General features: G+C 72.4%; 1 protein-coding gene. It reads left to right on the top strand.

Translation table 11 applies throughout. The features are described 5' to 3' along the window. Positions 1–1,250: hypothetical protein (locus tag ABZV34_RS39510; protein WP_356288144.1), on the top strand; the 1,250-nt coding region annotated here is incomplete at its 5' end. Positions 1,251–1,388 lie beyond the last annotated feature (138 nt).

Here is a 1,388-nt window from a genome sequence, read left to right as displayed (position 1 = left end):
ACCTCTTGGAGACCGCCATGCCCAGCACGCCCTCCCGCCCCGCCGTCCTGCTCGTCGAAAGCCGCCGGGCCGCCTTCACCGACAGCGTCCTCGCCCGCGACGACGTGGACGTCGTCCTGCTGCGCTTCGACTGCGTGCCGCTGAGCGAGGACTACCGCGAGCGCACCGCGCACCTGCCCACGTTCACCCTGCGCACCGCCGCCCCCCTGCACGAGGAGGCCGCCCGCTACCTGCGCTGGATGAAGGGCACCCGGGGCCTGCCCCGCCCGCGGTTCTTCTGCAACCCCAACGAGGCACTGCAGGACACCGCCCAGCGCTTCGCCGCCCTCGTCGACCTGCCGCACCTGACCCCCCGCCAGGTCGCCTGGGTCCGCAACAAGAAGACCATGAAGGACCGCTACGCCGAGCTCGGCATCCCGCACGCCGCCTACACGGCCGTGCACAGCCTCGACGACGTCGCCGCGTTCGGCGGCACGCACGGCTGGCCCCTCGTCCTCAAGCCCGTCGACTCCGACTCCTGCCTGCACACCTACCGCGTCGACTCCCCCGCCGCGCTCGCCGCGATCCCGCCGCTCGACCCCGCCCTGGACTGGATGGCCGAACAGTTCATCCGCGGCCGCGAGTTCCAGCTGTGCGCCGTCGTCGCCCGCGGCCGGGTCGTGGACGCCTACCTGTCGAAGAACCCCCGCCCGATCCTGGAGGTCCTCGACGGCGCGATCAACGCCAACATCACCTACGCGCCCGGCGAACACCTCCCCGTCGACGCACGGGCCCTGGCCCAGCGGCTCACCGACGGCCTGGACCTGCCCTTCGGCTACCTGCACGGCGAGTTCTTCCTCACCGACGACGGCTCCTTCTTCATGAGCGAGGTCGCCGCCCGCCTCAGCGGCTGCGAAGTCCCCGTCAACCACTCCCTCGCCTACGGGTTCGACTTCCTGCACGTCATCCTCGACACCTACCTCGACCGCGTCCCGCGGCCCGTCTACACCCGCGACCGGGCGGTCGGCGACCTGCTCCTGCCCACCCGGCCCGGCCGCGTGCTCCACATCAGCTCCGAGGAGGAACTGCTGCGGCTGCCCGGCGTGATCGGCGCCCACCTGGACGCCGCCCCCGGCGACGTCCTCGACCCGCCCCGCGCCTCCCACGCCTCCACCGGCTACGTCCACGTCGAGGGCGCCACCGCCGACCAGGTCGAACAGCGCATGCGGGCCGTCCTCGACCACTTCGAGCTGAAGGTGGACCACCCGTGAACGCCCTGAGCGCGCCCACCGCCCCGCCCGCCACGAGGACTTCGTTCTCGGTCCGCACAAGAAGAAGACCGAGGCGATGGCCGAGGCCCGTGAGGCCCAGGCGGCTCGCAAGGCCGAAGCGAAGGCCAACCCCGGTCG

The organism is Streptomyces sp. NPDC005195, assembly GCF_040608315.1.
GTDB classification, from domain to species: domain Bacteria; phylum Actinomycetota; class Actinomycetes; order Streptomycetales; family Streptomycetaceae; genus Streptomyces; species Streptomyces kaempferi.
This window is presented reverse-complemented; position numbering and strand designations above follow the sequence as displayed.